Origin of the sequence: Clostridium cibarium (genome assembly GCF_014836335.1) — a bacterium.
GTDB lineage: Bacteria > Bacillota > Clostridia > Clostridiales > Clostridiaceae > Clostridium > Clostridium cibarium.
The window spans coordinates 52,751-67,337 of the sequence record NZ_JACSRA010000010.1; the positions used below are offsets into that span (position 1 = coordinate 52,751).

Genomic DNA, 14,587 nt, shown 5'->3' on the forward strand with positions numbered 1-14,587 from the left:
GTTTTTTTATCTATAAATATTTTAGCAAATAGAATATTTATATCATTTAAATTGAAAATGTTCAAAGTAAAAATTTAAGAAAAGCACACTATTCAGATAAAAATTCAACATTGTTATATGTTAATAGTAACTATTAAAGGGAAAGGTGTAATTGTTATTAAGTATCATTATACATAAATTAATAATAAATATAATTTTATTTGAGATACTATTAGTAAATATATTTAAATTTTTCATAACCTAGTATTTGCTTAATTTGACAAGGAGGATTTTATTATGAGTAAAAGAAAAGAAAATTCATCGGCAATAGGAGGGATTGGTAACTTTACTAGAAATGCAGTAGAAAGTTTTGAAGAAAATATAGTTAATAAAAAAGATTACTTAGAACAGGTAAGGGATCATAAAGAAGGATATTCCCATAAATAAAGAATTTAATATTAAGGTTGGAACGGTTTGTCACTTGGAAGGTATACCTTAAGTTATGGTAGATTCAGATTTGGCCATAGGTGCAAAACCATGTAAAGGGAAGAATTAATTGAAAAAGTATCAAATAGATTTTAAAACTATTTAATACTTTTTTTAAAATTTCTAATTATTTTTACCGAACAAGCCTTTAAGCGTTAATCCTATTCCCGCAGCTATCATTCCAAACATTAATATACCTTGAAATAAACTAACAGGTCTAAAGTATATTCTAAGTCCCATCAAAATACCAACTACAATAATAAGTATTCCAATAATAAGTAAAAGCCACCCTAAAATAGAACGTTCATTAAAGAATAGTACTATTATTCCAATTAGTAAAGGTAATAAAACTAGTCCAAAGTTTGGAGTGAATCCCAATACTCTCGCTAGTGTAAATCCTGTAGAAATAGTAGTATTTTCGAATATTATGTATAAACCAACTAGAAGAACTACTATTCCTCCAAAGAATGTTAGTATATTCCCTTTAGGTGGTTCAGTATAGTTACCATTTAAGTTTTCTTCGATATTATTTTTTTTCCTCAACAATTCATCCTCCTAAAATCGTGAAGCAGTATAGGTTATATTATAATTTAAATTTGAAAATATTTCAAATAACAGAAGTTGAATTGAAAAAGTAATTAAAGTTTTTTAAAGAGAGAACGATGCAAATAAGGATAATAAATTGAACAAATTTCGATATTACAAACGTTTTCTTGATGAAGTATAATTAGCTTAAAGATATAACAGGAGGAAAGGTATGGAGTACTATTTGGCAATTGATATTGGAGCATCTAGTGGAAGACATATATTAGGGTCAGTAGAAGATGGAAAGATAAAATTAGAAGAAATTTATAGATTTGAAAATGGAATAAGTAAAATAGAAAATGAATACTGTTGGGATATCAAAAAGTTATTTAAAGAGATAAAAACAGGAATTAAAAAATGCAAAGACATTGGAAAAGTTCCAAAGAGCATGGGAATAGATACTTGGGCAGTAGATTTCGTGCTTTTAGATGAAAAGGATGATATTCTGGGAAATGCTGTATCCTATAGGGATGATAGAACAGAAGGTATTATGGAAGAAGCTTTTAAAGTTATTCCAAAGGATATGATGTATCTATATACAGGAATCCAGTTTCAAAGATTTAATACGGTATATCAGTTACTATCAATAAAAAAGAATAAACCAGAAATGTTGGACAAGACAAAAACTTTTTTAATGATTCCAGATTATTTAAATTATTTGTTAACAGGAAAGAAAGTCAATGAATATACAAATGCATCGTCAACACAATTAGTAAATTCATTTGATAGAACATGGGATGCCAAAATATTAGATGATTTAGGAATTAATAAGGATATTTTTCAGAAAATCAAGTTGCCTAAAACAAATCTTGGTGGATTGAGAGAAGAGTTAGTTCAAGAATTTGGGTTTAATATGGATGTTATCCTTCCAGCAACTCATGATACTGGATCAGCTTTTATATCATCAGTATGTAATGATAGTGATAGCATTTACTTAAGTTCGGGAACATGGTCTTTAATAGGTATAGAAAACAAGTTTCCAATTTGTGTGCCACAAGCTATGGAATTTAATTTCACAAATGAAGGTGGTATAGATTATAGATATAGAGTTTTAAAAAATATAATGGGACTTTGGGTGATACAAGAAGTTAGAAGAAACCTTGATAATAAATATTCTTTTGCAGAACTTGTAGATTTAGCTAGAGAAAATTTAGGTTTCCCTTCAGTAGTAGATGTAGATGATGATAGATTTTTAAAGCCTGATAATATGATAGAAGAAATACAGAAATTTTGTAGGGAAACTAATCAAAAGGTGCCAGAAGGAGCAGGAGAAGTTGCTATATGTGTGTATAATAGTTTAGCACATTGTTATAAAAAAGCAGTTTTCAACTTAGAAGAAATATTTGAAAAGAAATTTAAGAGAATAAATATTTTTGGTGGAGGATGCCAAAATGATTTGCTAAATGAATTGGTGGCAAAAATTACTGGAAAGGAAGTTTTAGCAGGTCCTGTTGAAGCTACAGCTATAGGAAATCTAGTAGCTCAATTTATAAGTCAGGGTGCTTTTGAAGATTTAGGTGAAGCCAGATATTCAATAAAAAAATCTTTTGATATTAAGATATTTAAATAAAATTAATAAACATATAGGAGGAATAAAAATGAACGTTAAAGAAAAATATGAATTAGCTAAAAAAGAATATGAGAAATGGGGAATAGATGTAGATAAGGTTCTTGATGAACTTAATAAGGTTAAAATATCAATTCATTGCTGGCAAGGTGATGATGTAACTGGCTTTGAAGTAAGTCAAAATGAATTATCAGGAGGGATAGCTGCAACAGGAAATTATCCTGGTAAGGCTAGAAATGCTGAAGAATTAAGAAAAGATTTAGACAAGGCGCTTAGTTTAATTCCAGGGAAGCATAAGGTAAATCTTCATGCAATATATGCAGAAACTGATGGGAAAGTGGTTGAAAGAGATGAATTAAAACCAGAACACTTTAAAAATTGGGTGGACTGGGCAAAGAAAAATGGTTTAGGACTTGATTTTAATCCAACAATATTTTCACATCCAAAGACTGCTGATGGGTTAACTCTGTCACATCCTAATAAGGAAATTAGAGATTTTTGGATAAGGCATTGTATTGCATCAAGAAAGATAGGAGAATATTTTGGTAAAGAGCTTGGTCAAACTTGCTTAACTAATATATGGATTCCAGATGGATATAAAGATATTCCAAGTGATAGACTAGGACCAAGAAAGAGACTTAAAGATTCATTAGATGAAATTTTAAAAGTAGAAATAGATAAGGAATACAATCTGGATTGTGTAGAATCTAAGGTGTTTGGATTAGGTGCAGAAGCTTATACAGTAGGTTCGAATGAATTTTATTTAAATTATGCAGCTAAAAATAACATAATGTCACTAATGGATACAGGACACTATCATCCAACTGAAGTTGTATCTGATAAGCTTTCAGCTATGCTGCTATTTAATGAAAAGGTAGCACTTCATGTAAGTAGACCAGTAAGATGGGATTCAGACCATGTAATAGTATTAGATGATGAACTTAAAGAATTAGCTAAAGAAATAGTAAGAAATGATGCATTAGACAGAGTAATTATTGGGCTTGATTTCTTTGATGCAAGTATAAACAGAATAGCAGCTTGGACAATTGGATCAAGAAATATGATTAAAGCATTATTAAATGCAATGTTAATACCAAATGAAAAGTTAAGAGAATTACAAGATTCAGGTAACTTCACAGAGAGGTTAGCACTTATGGAAGAATTCAAAACTTATCCAATGGGTGATATTTGGAATTATTATTGTGAAAAAAATAATGTTCCAGTAGGAGAAGAATGGCTAAATGAAGTAAAGGAATATGAAAAGACTGAACTTGCAAAAAGAATTTAAACTTAATTATCGATAAAGTTTATAAAAGAATTTGAAATTAGTAGGTTAAAAATATAAAAGGAGAATGATGATTATGGCAAACAGAATGGTTTTAAATGAAACAAGCTATTTAGGAGCAGGAGCAATTGAAAATATTGTTACTGAAGCTAAAATAAGAGGTTATAGAAAAGCATTAGTTGTAACAGATAAGGACTTAGTAAAGTTTAATGTTTCTACTAAAGTTACAGGTTTAATGAAGGAAAATAATTTGGAATTTGAAGTTTTTGATGAGGTAAAAGCAAATCCAACTATAAATGTTGTTAAAAGTGGTATAGAAAAGTTTAAAAAGTCAGGAGCAGATTATTTAATAGCTATTGGTGGAGGCTCATCAATTGACACTGCCAAGGCTATTGGAATAATTATAAATAATCCTGAATTTTCAGATGTAAGAAGTCTTGAAGGGGCTGTTGTAACTAAAAATAAATGTGTACCCATTATAGCAGTGCCAACAACAGCAGGAACAGCAGCAGAAGTAACAATTAACTATGTTATTACAGATGAAGAAAGAAAAAGAAAGTTCGTTTGTGTAGATCCACATGATATACCAGTTATTGCAGTTGTAGACTCAGAGATGATGTCATCAATGCCAAAAGGTTTAACAGCAGCTACAGGAATGGATGCATTAACTCATGCAATTGAAGGATATATTACAAAAGGGGCTTGGGAGTTAACAGATACATTACATTTAAAGGCTATTGAAATTATTTCACGTTCTCTTAGAAGTGCTGTAAATAATGATCCAAAAGGAAGAGAAGATATGGCTCTTGGACAATATGTGGCAGGCATGGGATTTAGTAATGTTGGACTTGGAATAGTGCATGGTATGGCTCATCCTTTAGGAGCATTTTATGATACTCCACATGGAGTTGCAAATGCAGTTATTTTACCATATGTTATGGAATACAATGCATCTGCTACAGGAGAAAAGTACAGGGAAATAGCACGAGCTATGGGAGTAACTGGCATTGATAATATGACACAGGAGGAATATAGAAAAGTTGCAATTGATGAAGTAAAGAAACTTTCACAAGATGTAGGAATTCCAAAGAGATTAAGAGAAGTTGGTGTTAAGGAAGAAGATTTAGAAGCGCTTGCTAGGTCAGCTTTTGCTGATGCTTGTACTCCAGGAAATCCAAGAGATACAAGTGTTCAAGAAATATTAGAAATATATAGATCAATTTATTAATATTATAGTTTTTAAATATATACTTTGGTATAAAATGAATAGCTATAGATTTATTAGATTAGATGACATGTACTAGGTATATTTATTAAATGCTATAGTTTTTAATTACACTTAATAAGAAAAAAAATAAAACACCTGTGTAATATTCAAAAATTATATGGATATTAAATAGGTGTTTTTATTTTATATGTGTTAATTAAGTATATAGTGTGAACAAAAAATTAGTTAATCATATATCCCATTAGCTTACTAATTTTTTTAGCCATATCCATAAATTCATCCTTATATTTTAACAAATCATTCATGTTATTGAAAAGCGTTACTGATGAAAGACTAGTAGCTGCAATGATTTTGTTAGTTCTATCAAAAATAGGAACAGCAATACAGATGACACCAGTATCATATTCTACATTATCAAATGCATATAAGTTTTTCCTTATTTGATGAATTTCATCTAAGAAAACATTTATATCTGTTATAGTATTCTCAGTATATTTTATAAAATCAACGTCTTTTAATAAGTCTTTTATTTCGGTGTCAGAATATTGAGAAAGTAGTAACTTACCTGATGCGGTACAATAAATAGGGGCTTTTTTACCTATGCTAGAAGACATAGTTATGTTTCTTGCAGTATTTTCAGGTGAAATTTTATCTACGTATACTATATTTAAATAAGATTCATCTGGAATACAGAGATGTATGACCTCGTCAACTTTGTTTACAAATTCAAAAATATAAGGTCTTGCAATGTTTATTAGATCCATGCTATTAATCAAAGAAGAAGATAAATTAAGAACTTTAATTCCAAGTTCATATTTATCATTATATATATTCTGAGAAACATATTCTTTATATTTTAAAGTTGTCAATAATCTATGTATAGTGCTTTTACTTAAACCTAAATTCTTAGATAATTCTCCAATTCCACAGCCTTTAGGGTTTTCTGCCAAACAATCAAGAATATCTAGAGCACGTTCCACTGACTGGACTAAATTAGAATTATTTAAATCTTGAGACATATAAAATCCTCCTATAAAACGATATCTTTATACTATATTGTAATATTTAATATAAATTATAACAAATGAAATATTTAATATTTTTTAAATATGCATCATTGACAATTATATATGTTAATATTAAAATATAATTAAGAAAATGAAACGCTGTTCCACATAGTGGAACGGATTGATCCAAGTATTACTAGACAAGCATTTTGGTTAATGATGATTAATTTGCCTAGACTTCAGTAATATACAAATTCTAATAAAAAGGTATTTATAATTTTATTAAGCTTAGGAATAAAAACTTATTTCTATAATGATTGATAAGATTAAACTAAAAAATATTATCACTTTTAAGGAGGAAATTTTCATGGATGGAATTAAAAATTTTTCACTAGAAGGTAAAATTGCACTAGTAACAGGTGCATCATATGGTATTGGATTTGCACTTGCAAAGTCTTATGCTAAAGCAGGAGCAACAATTGTATTCAATGATATCAACAAAGAATTAGTTGATAAAGGTATGAAGGCATATGAAGAAGAAGAAATAACAGCTCACGGATATGTTTGTGATGTTACAGATGAAGAAAAGGTAACTGAATTAGTTGCAAAAATAGAAAAGGAAGTTGGAATAATCGATATTCTAGTAAATAATGCAGGAATAATCAAACGTATTCCAATGCTTGAAATGAAGGCAGACGATTTTAGAAAGGTTATAGATGTAGATTTAAATGCTCCATTTATAGTTTCTAAAGCAGTAATACCTGGAATGATTAAAAAAGGACATGGAAAAATAATAAATATTTGTTCTATGATGAGTGAATTAGGAAGAGAAACAGTTTCAGCTTATGCAGCAGCTAAAGGTGGACTTAAGATGTTAACTAAGAATATAGCATCTGAATATGGTGAATATAATATTCAATGTAACGGTATCGGACCTGGATACATAGCAACACCACAAACTGCACCACTTAGAGAAGTACAAGCAGATGGATCAAAACATCCTTTTGATCAATTTATAGTAGCAAAAACTCCAGCAGCACGTTGGGGAACACCAGAAGACTTAGCAGGTCCTGCTGTTTTCTTGGCATCTGATGCTTCAGATTTTGTAAATGGACATATTCTTTATGTTGATGGAGGAATTTTAGCTTATATAGGAAAACAACCACAATAAGATATTAATAATAATTAGCAATATAATATTAAAATAAATATACCTTAAATATAGAAGAACTAGAAGCGACTTTGTTCAGACTAATTCTTTTATATTATAAAAATGTAAATAATACTAAGATTTTGATAATAAGCTTGATGATTTGAAATTTATATTTTTTAAGGAGGAATATCAATGTTAGATGTAATTACCGTAGGAGATGCAATGATTGCCATGTGTCCAAAACAAAAAGGACCAATTATATTTTGTAATACATTTGAAAGAAAGCTAGGTGGAGCAGAATTAAACGTAGCAATAGGGTGCGCAAGATTGGGCTTAAGATCAGGTTGGATTAGTAGGCTAGGAAATGATGATTTTGGAAAGTACATATTAAAAGCTGTTAGAGCAGAAGGTATAGATATGTCAGAAGTAAAACTTGTTGATGATTATCCAACTTCAGTGTATTTTAGGGAAGTATTAGCTGATGGATCTAGTAGATCATTTTACTATAGAGAGAAATCACCAACTAGTACATTAAAAACAGAAGAGCTAAATGAAGAATATTTCAAAAATGCAAAAATACTTCATATTACAGGGGTTTTCCCTTCAATTAATAAGAATAATCAAAATGTAATTTTAGAATCAGTAAGGCTAGCAAAGAAATATAATTTGACAGTATCATTTGATCCTAACATAAGGTTAAAAATGTGGACAAAAGAAGAAGCGAAAAGTTTTATTGAAAAGCTTTTACCAGATGTTGATATTCTTTTGATAGGTGATGAAGAGGTAGAATTATTATTAGGTGGAATAAATATAAATGACGCAATTAAAACTTTCCATAACTATGGAATAGAAAAAGTTATAGTAAAAAAGGGATCAAAGGGAGCTGTAGGTTCTGATGGAGAGAGAATATATGAAGTAGATGCTATTAAGCCAAGAGCGTTAGTTGATACAGTTGGTGCTGGTGATGGATTTGCAGCAGGGTTTTTAACAGCTGTGTTAGAAAAAAAACCATTAAATGAATGTGTGCAATTTGCAAATGCAGTAGGATCATTGGTAGTTGGAGTTGAAGGTGATAATGAAGGGTTACCTTACTATGATGATGTATTAGTGCATTTAGGACAAGCTAAAAAAATTGAACGATGAGGTGTAGAAGATGTTTGATAAAATTTGTAATACTTTAAAAGAGAAAAAAGCAGTTGCCGTAGTTAGGACAAGTACATATGAGGAAGCAAAGGAAATTAGTGAAGCAGCAATCGAAGGTGGAATTAATATAATAGAAGTTACTATGAGCGTTCCAAATGGACCAAAGCTTATAAAAGAGTTAAAGGAAAGTTATAAAGACGTATGTGTTGGAGCAGGTACTGTCTTAACAAAAAAATTACTAGATGAATGTATTGATAATAATGCTGATTTTATTGTTTCTCCTTGTACAGATGAAGAAATAATTCAGCATGCAAATAGAAAAAATGCTTTTATAATCCCTGGAGTTATGACAATTTCTGAATTAAATAAGGTTTATAAAATGGGATTGAGATTTATAAAAGTATTTCCTGGAAATGTTGTGGGAAAAGGTTTTATAGGCGCAGCAAAGTCAATATATCCTGATATTGATATAATGCCAACTGGTGGTGTTAATAAAGATAATATAAGTGAATGGATTGGACTTGGAGCAAATTGCAGTGGGATAGGTAGTGATCTTAATAAAGCTTATAAGAAAAATGGAGCTATAGGTGTTAAAGAATATTGCAATGAAGTTATAGATATAGTAAAGAATTTATAAGAGTAAATAGACAAAAGTGTATATTTGTAACTAAGAAAAGATAGTCCTAGGATAAGGCTATCTTTTTTAATTTGGTTGTAAATGACAATAGGAATTAAAAACATTTTTTCAACATTATTTGTACCCTTTTATACGAAAATATTGTATAATTAAAAAGAATAATGTTTAACTAGGTGGGAAAGAGGAACTTATGAGTAAGAATGGAAATATTATAAAAGACAAGCTGAAGAATTTAAAAGCAGTGGTGCTAATACTAGCGTTAATTTCTTTAGTATCGGTGTTATATCATATTTTATTAAGGCCTATACTAGAAAAGAATATGATTACGGTTGTTATAGAAACAAGTGTTACTATGCTTATCTTAGTAGTTAGTATGCTAACGTTAGTATGTTTAATTAGTTCAATAGTAATGGTTATTTTTCACATAGTGAAAAGAAAACAAGGTAAAAAATTATGGTTTGGAAGACTGGCAAAATGGTTGCTAGCTACTGTAGGTGTTGGTGCTATATTTAGTGGATATGTGTTATATACTCAAAAGGAAGCATATACTCCACCTGTTCTTAACGAATATGGAGATGAGGTTCCAGGAAGCATTTCATCGATAGAAAGTGTTAATATAGGAGAAAAGGTAGAATGGATAACAGCACGTGGAAAAAATAAGGATAATCCAGTTATATTGTTTTTATCTGAGACACCTGGGGAAAGTAGTTTAGCTTCCACAAGACGTACATTATCTTCATTAGAAGAAGATTTTGTAGTGGTGAATTGGGAACAGCCTGGGGCAGGAAAATCATATAATGCTTTGGATATGAATTCAATATCAATAGATACTTATATATCGGATGGCTATGAAATATCTAAATATTTATGCAAAAAATTCAATAAAAATAAAATATATGTAGTTGGCGAATCTTGGGGCGGAATTTTAGGAATAAAGCTCATTCAGAGACATCCAGAGTTATACGATGCTTTTGTAGGAATTGGACAAATGGTTTCGTTTAATAGAAGTAATAGTTACTCATACTATACAGCTTTAGAATTAGCAGCAAAGAATGCAGATGATAAAGAATTAAGAAAATTAAAAGCACAAGGAGCTCCTCCTTATTTAGGAGATGATGTTTTTGAAAAGGAAGGAATATATTTAGATTATTTAAATTATCATGTTGCTCCAGAGTCAAATAAAGATAGTTTAATTGCTAATATTGCAGGCCCTGAATATGGACTTATTGATAAATTTAATATCATTAGAGGGAATAAGAATATATCTAGCAATATATATCATAAAATTTACAATGTAGATTTACTTGGTGATTCTACAAATCTTCAAGTTCCAGTTTATTTTTTGCAAGGAAAAAATGATGTTTATTCTCCAGGAAAATTTGTAGAAGAATATTATAATTCATTAAATGTTCCTCATAAAGAGCTAATATGGTTTGAAAAATCAGGGCATGATTTATGGGTAACGGAAGGGGAAAAGTTTACCCAGTCTATAAAAAAATACTTATAAATAAATAAACATACTGTAAATATTAAAATTTACTTTGCAGATATAATTTTAATTACAAACTATCTCAAGAATAGGAAAGAATATTTCTTGAGATAGTTTTTTTTTTGTTAAAAAAATATTATGAATTTTTAGATAAAAAAAGTTGACAATAGAATAGAGTTAGAATATACTAAATACATATTAAACGTATAAAACTTATAAGATTAATAAGATAAATAAGTAGGAGTGATTTAGATGGCGAAAGTTTATAAAAGTCTAACAGAATTAATTGGTAGAACACCACTATTAGAATTAAGCAATTATAATAAAAAGAAAAATTTAAAATCAAGTGTGATAGCAAAATTGGAGTATTTCAATCCGGCTGGTAGTGTTAAGGATAGAATTGCTAAAGCTATGATTGAGGATGCTGAAGCAAAGGGATTATTAAAAGAAGGATCAGTGATTATTGAGCCAACTAGTGGAAATACTGGAATAGGAATTGCTTCAGTAGGGTCTGCTAAAGGTTATAAAGTTATAATAGTAATGCCAGAAACAATGAGTGTTGAAAGGCGCAGCTTAATAAAAGCATATGGAGCAGAAATAGTTTTAACAGAAGGAGCAAAAGGAATGAAGGGTGCTATTGCTAAAGCAGATGAACTAGCAAGTGAAATTCCGAATGCTTTTATACCGGGACAATTTAAAAATTCTGCTAATCCAGAAATTCATAGAAAGACAACAGGTCCAGAAATTTGGGAAGATACTGAAGGTAAGGTTGATATTTTTGTAGCTGGTGTTGGTACTGGTGGAACTATTTCAGGAGTTGGAGAATATTTAAAATCTCAAAATTCAGATGTTAAAATAATAGCAGTTGAACCAGCGGATTCTCCAGTTTTATCTGAAGGAAGAGCAGGTGCTCATAAAATTCAAGGGATTGGTGCAGGCTTTGTTCCAGATACGTTAAATACAAAGATTTATGATGAAATTATTAAAGTTCAAAATGAAGATGCTTTTATAGCTTCAAGGGAATTATCTAAGGCAGAAGGGTTACTTGTCGGTATTTCTTCAGGTGCAGCTGTATATGCGGCTGCTGAGGTTGCAAATCGTCCAGAAAATGCAGGAAAGATAGTAGTTGTTCTATTACCTGATACAGGTGAACGTTATTTATCAACTGCATTATTTGAAGATAAATAATATAGTGAAATTAGATAAAATGCAATGAAAGGAATAAGTACACTGAGTGAAGTTTTACAGAGAGAAATTTTTAAATAAGCTGAGAAAAATTTTAAATGAAACTTAGTAGAATGCCTCCTAGAGCACTTAACTGAAATTTTGAGTAGGATTAAGCAGGTACGCCTGATATAGCGTATAAAGATGTCGTGAATTTATATTTCATGATAATCAGAGTGGAACCGTGGATTTATTTTCTGCCTCTGTAACTGTTACAGGGCAGATTTTTTATTATTATAGAATAAATTTTCAAGCTGGAGGGAGAAAAGTGGCATCAATAAAATATGTTGACAAAAAATTAAATAATCTAACTGATGATAAGATGAAGCAAATAGCAAAGCTAGTTTCAGAAATAAATTATGGTTCTATAACATTAATAATACAAGATGGTGTTTTAGTGCAAATTGATAAAAATGAAAAAATAAGAATAAGATGAAATATATAATATATCTGACTGGATAACCAGAGGACATATTTCTCCAAGGAGAAGTATGTCCTTTTTTCTTAGAAAATATTTTGGTTAGATAATTGAATATAAAAGGAGAAGATAAATTATGAAAATAGAATCATTATTAATTCATGGCGGAATAGATGGAGATGAAAAGACGGGGGCGGTAAATATACCGATTTATCAAACGTCAACATTTAAACAACGTGCATTTGGTGAAAATAATGGATATGAATATTCAAGAACAGGTAATCCTACTAGAGAAGCTTTAGAAAAACTTGTAGGAGATTTGGAGGGTGGTGTTGGAGGACTTGCCTTTGGAAGTGGTATGGCAGCAATTACAGCAGTATTATCGCTCTTCAAAAGTGGAGATAAGATGTTGATACCTAACAATCTTTATGGTGGAACTTTTAGGGTTATTGATAAAGTATTTAAAAATTTTAATATTGATTATGAAATTGTTGATGTTTCTCATATAAGGGAAGTTAAAAAAATTTTAGAACAGGAAAGTGGAAAGATAAAAGGAGTATTTATTGAAACACCAACAAACCCGCTTATGGATATAGCTGATATTAAAGCTATTAGTACACTTGCTAAGGGATATGGAGCTCTAGCTATTGTAGATAATACCTTTATGACTCCATATCTGCAAAAACCACTTGAATTTGGTGCAGATATAGTAGTTCATAGTGCAACAAAATATCTTGGTGGGCATAGTGATGTGGTTGCAGGATTAATTATTGTAAAGGATAAAGAGCTTTTAGAAAGGTTGCATTTTATTCAAAATTCAACTGGTGGAGTACTTGGGCCTTTTGATTCATTTTTACTTGGTAAAGGAATTAAAACACTTGCTGTTAGAATGGATAGACATAATGAAAATGCAGCTAAAATAACAAAATTTCTATTAGAAAATGAAAATGTGTCCAAGGTGTATTATCCAGGAATTAAAGGTAATTTGGGATATGAAATTCATAGAAAACAAGCAAAAGGTTTTGGAGGAGTAGTTTCGTTTGTCGTTAATAAAAATATAGATTATAAGAAATTTTTAAGCAGTTTGAAGGTTATTTCTTTTGGCGAAAGTTTAGGAGGAGTTGAATCATTAATATGTCATCCAGCCACTATGACACATGGTGCAATTCCTAAAGATATTAGACAAAAAGTTGGAATAGTAGACGAGCTAATAAGGCTATCTGTAGGAATAGAAAATATCGAAGATTTATTAGATGATTTAAAAAGAGCATTCGAGGAGAGTAGGGTAAAATGAGTTATGTAAATGACATAAAAGAAGTTATTGGTAAAACACCATTATTAAAATTAAACCATATTGGGGTAAAAGAAGGTGTTAATTTATTTGCTAAACTAGAATATTTAAATCCTGGAGGAAGTGTGAAGGATAGAATTGGAATATCCATGATTGAGGGGGCAGTAAAGAGAGGTGAATTAAAAAAAGGATATACAATTATTGATGCAACTGCTGGTAACACAGGAATAGGGATAGCTTTAGCAGGCATAAATAGAGGCTATAATATAATTTTTGTAATACCACTAAAGTTTTCAGAGGAAAAGCAAAAAATAGTTAAAGCTTTAGGAGCAAAAGTGATAAATACTCCTAGAGAAGAGGGAATGCTTGGAGCTGTGAAAGAAGCAGAGCGGTTATTAAAAGAAATTCCTAATAGTATTAGTTTAAGACAATTTGAAAATCAAGATAATCCATTAGCACATTACGAAGGAACAGGTGCTGAAATATATGACTCATTAGGTGAGAAAATTAATTATTTTATTGCAGGGGCAGGAAGTGGAGGAACATTCACTGGAATTGTTAGATATTTAAAAGAGAAGGATTCAAATATCAAAGGAGTATTAGCTGACCCAGTGGGATCAACGATGGTTGAGGGAGTGCATGGAGATTATGAAATAGAAGGAATAGGAAATGATTTTTTACCAGAAACTATGGATATATCTTTAGTAGATAAGGTGATTAAAGTAAGTGATGAAGAGGCTTTTGAAAAAGTTAAATTGTTGGCTAGAAAAGAAGGAGTAATAGTAGGATCATCTTCAGGGGCAGCTTTAGCTGCAGCCGTAAAATTAGCTGAAGAAATAGATGTAGGGAATATTGTTACAGTATTTCCTGATAGTGGAGATAGGTATTTAAGTAAGGGATTATTTGAAGAATAGATTAGATTACTATAACTAAAAACTTTAATTAATAAAAATTGGTTCATATTTAAAGCACAATAGTTTTAAATGTGAACTTTGTTTTTAATTAAATTCAATAAAATTTTTGGAAATGTTTGTGAAATTGAAAAGAAAACATCAAAAGTGTTGACAAATTGAAAATACTAGCATATACTAAATT

The 14,587-nt window shown here is 30.1% G+C and carries 14 protein-coding genes; 12 read left to right on the top strand and 2 right to left on the bottom strand.

Going from position 1 to position 14,587, the window contains the following annotated elements; all coding sequences use genetic code 11:
• The first annotated feature begins 276 nt into the window (after positions 1 to 276).
• Positions 277 to 426, top strand: a complete 150-nt coding sequence (locus tag H9661_RS08025; RefSeq protein ID WP_185966761.1) for a hypothetical protein — start codon at positions 277 to 279, stop codon at positions 424 to 426.
• 162 nt (positions 427 to 588) lie between these two features.
• Here H9661_RS08025 and H9661_RS08030 read toward each other — a convergent pair whose 3' ends face one another.
• Complete coding sequence (locus tag H9661_RS08030) at positions 589 to 1,008, bottom strand: hypothetical protein (protein WP_191768160.1); 420 nt, start codon at positions 1,006 to 1,008, stop codon at positions 589 to 591.
• A 214-nt stretch (positions 1,009 to 1,222) separates the two neighbouring features.
• Here H9661_RS08030 and rhaB point away from each other — a divergent pair, with 214 nt between their 5' ends.
• The 3 genes from rhaB to fucO all read left to right on the top strand — a co-directional run bounded on the left by rhaB (position 1,223) and on the right by fucO (position 5,130).
• Positions 1,223 to 2,620, top strand: coding sequence for a rhamnulokinase (gene rhaB / locus H9661_RS08035; protein WP_191768162.1), 1,398 nt, complete (start codon positions 1,223 to 1,225; stop codon positions 2,618 to 2,620).
• Positions 2,621 to 2,648: 28 nt separating this feature from the next.
• Entirely contained in the window at positions 2,649 to 3,905 is a 1,257-nt protein-coding gene (gene rhaA / locus H9661_RS08040; RefSeq protein WP_191768164.1) for an L-rhamnose isomerase, read from the top strand.
• 73 nt (positions 3,906 to 3,978) lie between these two features.
• Positions 3,979 to 5,130 (top strand): lactaldehyde reductase, encoded by a 1,152-nt coding sequence (fucO, locus tag H9661_RS08045; RefSeq protein ID WP_191768166.1) that lies wholly within the window; start codon positions 3,979 to 3,981, stop codon positions 5,128 to 5,130.
• 221 nt (positions 5,131 to 5,351) lie between these two features.
• Here the strand turns inward: fucO and H9661_RS08050 are convergent, their stop codons facing one another.
• A complete protein-coding gene (locus H9661_RS08050; RefSeq protein WP_143316088.1) occupies positions 5,352 to 6,149 on the bottom strand; it encodes an IclR family transcriptional regulator in 798 nt (265 codons plus the stop codon).
• A 355-nt stretch (positions 6,150 to 6,504) separates the two neighbouring features.
• Between H9661_RS08050 and H9661_RS08055 the strand changes: the two genes are divergently transcribed.
• The 8 genes from H9661_RS08055 (at position 6,505) to H9661_RS08090 (ending at position 14,406) form a co-directional block, all read left to right on the top strand.
• Positions 6,505 to 7,308, top strand: coding sequence for a gluconate 5-dehydrogenase (locus H9661_RS08055; protein ID WP_143316087.1), 804 nt, complete (start codon positions 6,505 to 6,507; stop codon positions 7,306 to 7,308).
• A gap of 174 nt (positions 7,309 to 7,482) precedes the next feature.
• Positions 7,483 to 8,433: a sugar kinase gene (locus H9661_RS08060; protein WP_191768168.1), complete on the top strand. Its 951-nt coding sequence runs from the start codon at positions 7,483 to 7,485 to the stop codon at positions 8,431 to 8,433.
• Between the two features lie 10 nt (positions 8,434 to 8,443).
• On the top strand, positions 8,444 to 9,070 hold the full coding sequence (locus H9661_RS08065) for a bifunctional 4-hydroxy-2-oxoglutarate aldolase/2-dehydro-3-deoxy-phosphogluconate aldolase (protein WP_143316085.1): 627 nt from the start codon (positions 8,444 to 8,446) through the stop codon (positions 9,068 to 9,070).
• 190 nt (positions 9,071 to 9,260) lie between these two features.
• Complete coding sequence (locus H9661_RS08070) at positions 9,261 to 10,577, top strand: alpha/beta fold hydrolase (RefSeq protein WP_143316084.1); 1,317 nt, start codon at positions 9,261 to 9,263, stop codon at positions 10,575 to 10,577.
• A gap of 234 nt (positions 10,578 to 10,811) precedes the next feature.
• Positions 10,812 to 11,747 carry a cysteine synthase A gene (gene cysK / locus H9661_RS08075; RefSeq protein ID WP_143316083.1) on the top strand — a complete coding sequence of 312 codons (936 nt, stop codon included), beginning with the start codon at positions 10,812 to 10,814 and terminating at the stop codon, positions 11,745 to 11,747.
• A gap of 358 nt (positions 11,748 to 12,105) precedes the next feature.
• On the top strand, positions 12,106 to 12,219 hold the full coding sequence (locus tag H9661_RS08080) for a DUF2292 domain-containing protein (protein ID WP_185966763.1): 114 nt from the start codon (positions 12,106 to 12,108) through the stop codon (positions 12,217 to 12,219).
• 118 nt (positions 12,220 to 12,337) lie between these two features.
• Positions 12,338 to 13,495, top strand: a complete 1,158-nt coding sequence (locus tag H9661_RS08085) for a trans-sulfuration enzyme family protein (RefSeq protein ID WP_143316082.1) — start codon at positions 12,338 to 12,340, stop codon at positions 13,493 to 13,495.
• Positions 13,492 to 14,406 carry a PLP-dependent cysteine synthase family protein gene (locus tag H9661_RS08090; RefSeq protein WP_143316081.1) on the top strand — a complete coding sequence of 305 codons (915 nt, stop codon included), beginning with the start codon at positions 13,492 to 13,494 and terminating at the stop codon, positions 14,404 to 14,406. The genes H9661_RS08085 and H9661_RS08090 overlap by 4 nt, the downstream gene beginning before the upstream one ends.
• Positions 14,407 to 14,587: the final 181 nt, after the last annotated feature.